6 protein-coding genes and 1 pseudogene are annotated in these 4,671 nt (G+C 71.6%); 2 read left to right on the top strand and 5 right to left on the bottom strand.

Annotated elements, in window-relative coordinates; translation table 11 throughout:
- Positions 1-143: 143 nt before the first annotated feature.
- The 4 genes from ACLEQD_RS37335 to ACLEQD_RS37320 all read right to left on the bottom strand — a co-directional run bounded on the left by ACLEQD_RS37335 (position 144) and on the right by ACLEQD_RS37320 (position 2,987).
- Positions 144-455, bottom strand: coding sequence for a hypothetical protein (locus ACLEQD_RS37335; RefSeq protein ID WP_410390644.1), 312 nt, complete (start codon positions 453-455; stop codon positions 144-146).
- Positions 452-1,630: a hypothetical protein gene (locus ACLEQD_RS37330; RefSeq protein WP_410390643.1), complete on the bottom strand. Its 1,179-nt coding sequence runs from the start codon at positions 1,628-1,630 to the stop codon at positions 452-454. The genes ACLEQD_RS37335 and ACLEQD_RS37330 overlap by 4 nt, the downstream gene beginning before the upstream one ends.
- Before the next feature lie 77 nt (positions 1,631-1,707).
- Entirely contained in the window at positions 1,708-2,472 is a 765-nt protein-coding gene (locus tag ACLEQD_RS37325; protein ID WP_171421370.1) for a Stp1/IreP family PP2C-type Ser/Thr phosphatase, read from the bottom strand.
- Positions 2,473-2,618: 146 nt separating this feature from the next.
- Positions 2,619-2,987, bottom strand: coding sequence for a DUF192 domain-containing protein (locus ACLEQD_RS37320; protein ID WP_171450256.1), 369 nt, complete (start codon positions 2,985-2,987; stop codon positions 2,619-2,621).
- 17 nt (positions 2,988-3,004) lie between these two features.
- On the opposite strand from ACLEQD_RS37320, the gene ACLEQD_RS37315 reads away from it, so the two are divergent.
- Positions 3,005-3,508: a tRNA (cytidine(34)-2'-O)-methyltransferase gene (locus ACLEQD_RS37315; RefSeq protein WP_014398831.1), complete on the top strand. Its 504-nt coding sequence runs from the start codon at positions 3,005-3,007 to the stop codon at positions 3,506-3,508.
- A 34-nt stretch (positions 3,509-3,542) separates the two neighbouring features.
- Positions 3,543-4,241 carry a hypothetical protein gene (locus tag ACLEQD_RS37310; protein WP_410390642.1) on the top strand — a complete coding sequence of 233 codons (699 nt, stop codon included), beginning with the start codon at positions 3,543-3,545 and terminating at the stop codon, positions 4,239-4,241.
- A gap of 213 nt (positions 4,242-4,454) precedes the next feature.
- Here the strand turns inward: ACLEQD_RS37310 and ACLEQD_RS37305 are convergent.
- Positions 4,455-4,671 (bottom strand): annotated as a pseudogene (locus ACLEQD_RS37305) (hypothetical protein); the annotation flags it as partial.

The raw sequence follows: 4,671 nt of genomic DNA, 5'->3' as shown, positions 1-4,671 counted from the left end.
CGCGGGTGGGGCAGGGCGCGCGGCTGGAGCGCTGCGCCGTGTTCGAGGAGACGCAGGTGGCGCCCGGTGAAGCGCTCACCGAGGTGCTCGCGTGGGGCCCGCACCGGGTGCCCGCGCCGCTGCCGGGGCGCTGACCGGCTGCCTCAGGGCGTGGGGGCCGCGGTGGCCGTCACGCCCGAGCCGTCCGGCTTCCAGCCCACCTCCAGCACCTGCTTGGGGCCGAACGTCACGCGCAGCTTCTGTCCCGGCGCGGTCCACTTGAGCTTCGGCTCCAGGCCCACCGCTTCGTCGGGTTGCCGCGCCAGGACGTGCTCCTCGCCGTCCTGGATGGCGCTGTCGCAGGTGTTCCACGTCAGCAGGAGCGTGCGCGTGGGGCCCTGCTTCTCCAGGCGCACCAGCTGCAACCGGATGTCGTCCGCGGCGCCGCAGGCTCCGCTGGTGTAGCGGCCCATCATGGCTCCGTGAGGAGCTCCACGAGCCCGGGCGTGCCGTCCTTGAACCGGAACGTCTCCACGGGCCCTTCGGACAGGGTGCCGCGCAGGTCGCCCGGCGCGCGGGAGAGGAACAGCGTCGTCGTTCCCTCCAGGCTCTTCACCGGCACGCGGGTGGTGCCCTCGCCCAGGAACCGGGCGGGAGGACCGAAGGTGGCGGTGACGGGCCGGTAGCGGGTGACGGCGTCCAGCTGCACGGAGCAGGTGCGCAGCCCGAAGCTCTCGGGGGACTCGCGCAGCACCCGCAGGCCCGCCCAGCTGTCGCCGGTGCGCAGGAAGTACGGCGGCAGGTCCTCGAAGGCCTGCTTCGCCCCCGGGCCCTTGGGCGCGGGCTGGCCCAGCTCCGGCAGGCCCTCCACCAGCTTCGCCGTGAGCGGCGTCGCGAGCGTGATGACCTTCAGCGTCTCCGCGTCCGCCCACTTCGGGGCCGGGTGCGTGGAGCGCAGCCGTTCCTTCGTGCCCACCGGCCCCGCGTCGATGGCGTCCACCCGCACGCGCAGCCTGCGCACGCCGTCCCTGGGGACGAACAGCAGCGCGCCGGGCTGGAGCACGGCGCGCACGTGGTAGCCCGTGGGCGTCCTGCGGGCCTCGTACGTCGCGTCGCCCGGGCCCAGGGCGGGGGACAGGCCCGCGTAGCGGTCCAGGTCATAGAGCACGGGGGCGCGGCCATCCGGGAAGAAGCCCAGGTGGGCCAGCCCCACCTGCGACCGGAGCCGCTTCGCGGGGGCCCTGCCCAGCATCCCGCGCGCGGACCGGACGTCGTCCTCGCATTCTCCGGGCTCCAACGGCCCGGACATGCCCGGGTCCTGCCCCTGGATGATGGCGTCCAGCGCCTTGGGGTCGTCCTTCCCGCGCACCGTGAAGAGGCCGCCGCGAGGCGCGGTGGTGACGAGCCGCGCGGGCATCAGCGCCTCCGGGGCCTCCAGTCCCAGCCACACCTCCACGTGGTCCGAGTGGATGTCGTCCTTCGCGGCCGACGGCGTCGTGTCCACCACGTCCACGTCCAGCACCAGCCGCTGCCCGTCCGACGTCAGCGTCGCGACGGACGGGGAGGTCTTCTCTCCGGGGGCCACCAGCGGCTGGGAGAAGTCCGGGGCGGCGGCCGTCAGCAGCAGGCCGGTCAGCAGGGGCCACGACATGGGAGCTCCTCAAGACGAAGGCCCGCGCTCCTTTTCGGGGCACGGGCCTTCACACGTTCAGCGTTCGGTCCCTGGCTTCAGGCGTTGTGCCAGCGCGCCAGCACGCAGGTGACGTTGTCGTTGCCGCCCGCCGCGTTGGCCAGGTCGATGAGCTGCCCGCAGGCCTTCTCCAGCTCCGGCGTGCGCGACAGGATGTCCTGCATCTGCGCGTCGGTGATCATGCCGCTCAGGCCGTCCGAGCACAGCAGGAAGACGTCGTTCTCCAGCGGATCCACGCGGGTGACGTCCACCTGCACCTGCTCCTTCATCCCCAGCGCGCGGACAATCACGTTCTTGTGGGGGAAGTTCTCGATCTCCTCCGGCGTGAGCTTCTTCGCCTTGAGGTAGTCGTTGAGCAGCGAGTGGTCCTCCGTCACCTGCTGGAGCATGCCGCCGCGGAAGAAGTACACGCGGCTGTCGCCCACGTGGCCCACGTAGGCCGCGCTCTCCGCGAAGTGCACGGACACGATGGTGGTGCCCATGCCCTTGTACTTGGAGTCCGTCGTGGCGCGCTCGAAGATGCGCGCGTTGGCCAGCTTGATGCCGGTGGACAGCCGGTTCTCGTCGTAGTTGCGCTGCTTGTCCATCTTGAAGGGCCAGGTGGCGTCCTGGTCCTTGGACGTCATGCGGAAGAACTCACCCAGCTCGTCCACCGCGATGCGGCTGGCGATCTCACCGGACGAGTGACCGCCCATGCCGTCCGCCACGACCACGAGGTTCTCCTCGGTGAGCACGAGGTAATTGTCCTCGTTGTGGTTCCGCTTCATCCCGACGTGGGTGCTGCCAGCGACCTCGATGCGCATGCGAAGGGACTCTTCCGGGGAGAGGCGTGAAAATCGCGGCGCGACGTTAACAAAGCGCTCCGAAAGGGGTCAAAAACCTCTCGTCTGTCGCTGCGGTCCACCCTCCGGGTGCGGGCGGACGGGGCGGCCCCAGCCCCCTGGCCCTGTCAGGCACCGGGGGCCTCCCCCGGGGTGAAGACCAGGCGGTCGCCCTCCTGGGTGCCGCTGGCCCCGAGCACGCCCGCGGGCAGCTCCAGGACGGAGCGGGCCTTGAAGTAGATGGACGAGGTGCGCCAGGGGGGCATGGCGGACAGTTGCTTGACGATGCGCCCTTCCGCGTCCAGGAAGGCGACGTCGATGGGGATGCGCATGAAGAAGGTGTGGATGGAGTTGCAGGGCTCGATGTGCATCCCGCCCCCCATGGGCAGCGAGGCGCGGCCCATGAGCCCCTGGAAGCGCTGGACGAAGGACTCGGCGCGCTCCGCGCGGTCCGCGAGCAGCCGCTGCCGCGTTTCGTTGGTCACCCTCCAGTGCATGTCCGGTGTTCTATCCCATGCTTGAGCCCCTGGCGTCCCCCCTGCACCTGGTCCTCGTGTCCCCGCAGATTCCGCCCAACACCGGCAACGTGGCCCGGCTGTGCGCGGTGACGGGCTGCCGGCTCATCCTGGTGGAGCCCCTGGGGTTCTCCATCGACGACCGCAACCTGAAGCGGGCGGGGCTGGACTACTGGGACAAGGTGTTCCTGAAGCTGTACCCGACCTACGACGCCTACGTGGCGGAGTACCCCCAGGCCCGCCGGTGGCTGTTCTCCGCGAGGGCGGAGACGTCGCTGTACGCGGCGCGGTTCGAGCCGGGGGACCACCTGGTGTTCGGCTCGGAGGTGACGGGGCTGTTGCCGGAGGTGATGGAGGGGGGGACGGGGACGCCGGTGACCATCCCGATGCTGCCGGAGCGCCGGAGCTTGAATCTTTCGACGTCGGTGGGGATTGGCGCCTACGAGGCGCTGCGTCAGGTGCAGCTGGGCACGGCGGCCAGGCAGGCACCGCCGTCGAATTGAGGGGCGGGCGGGACGGGCTACACTCCGGGGCAGAATGTCCGCCTCGCAGGTCGCCGAAGCGCTGTATGCCGCCCACAAGTCCCGAGCCACCGGCCGGCTGACGCTGCACGCCGGTGGACGCGAGTCCGCGCTGTGGCTGCGCGAGGGCGACCTCGTGGGGGCTCGGCTGGGCTTCGGGTACCAGACGCCGGCGCAGGCGCTCTTCCAGAACGGGCTGTTGGGCGTGGACGCCCTGGACGCGCTGTGGGCGCGGGGGGGAGCGGCGGCGCCGGACGAGGAGCTGCTGGAGGACAGCGGGCTGAAGCCCGCGGTGGTGCACGAGCAGCAGGTGCTGGCGCAGGTGCGGCGGCTGAGCGAGCTGGCGGAGCGCGCGGACTTCGAGGCGGAGGCGGTGGAGGCGGCGGGTGGGTTCGCGCCCATCGCGGGCGTGCGGGTGGTGCGCGCGGCGCTGGAGCCGGCCCCGAGCGAGGCCCTGTCCGCGAGGGTCTACCGCTGCCCGGAAGTGGCCGCGTGCGAGCCGTGGCTGACGGATGCGTCGGAGCGGGGGTTGTTGGAGACGCTGGGGGCGTTCCGGCAGCCGGAGGCGCTGACGGGGGCACAGCAGGCGCTCTTGCGCGTGCTGGAGCGCGAGGGCCGCATCGAGGCCCTGTCGGTGGAGGAGTGGGAGGAGCGCGAGCGGCTGCGGCGCGAGGAGGAGCTTCGGCAGGCGGAGGAGGAGGCCTGGGAGGATTGAGGAGGCGCGCCGGCGAGCGAGGAGGCGGAGCGGCGCGCGGAGGAGGCGCGGCTCGCGGAGCTGGCGCGCATCGAAGCCGAGCGACTCGCGGAAGAGGCTCGGCTCGCGGAGCTTGCGCGCATCGAAGCCGAGCGACTCGCGGAAGAAGCACGGCTGGCCGAAGAGGCTCGGCTTCGCGCTGAAGAAGAAGCTCGCCTCGCAGAAGAGGCGCGGCTAGCGGAAGAGGCGCGGCTTCGCGCCGAAGAGGAAGCTCGTCTCGCGGAAGAGGCACGGCTTCGGGCGATCGAGGAAGCGCGGCTGGCTGAAGAGGCGAGGCTCGCGGAAGAGGCTCGGCTTCGCGCGGAGGAAGAGGCACGCCTGGCAGAAGAGGCGCGCCTCGCGGAAGAGGCTCGGCTCGCAGAAGAGGCCCGCCTTCGCGAAGAGGAAGAGG

This window comes from Corallococcus sp. 4LFB, from assembly GCF_046520365.1.
Classification (GTDB): Bacteria; Myxococcota; Myxococcia; order Myxococcales; family Myxococcaceae; genus Corallococcus; species Corallococcus caeni.
Note: the sequence above shows the minus strand (reverse complement) of the source record. Positions and strands in the feature narration are given on the sequence as shown.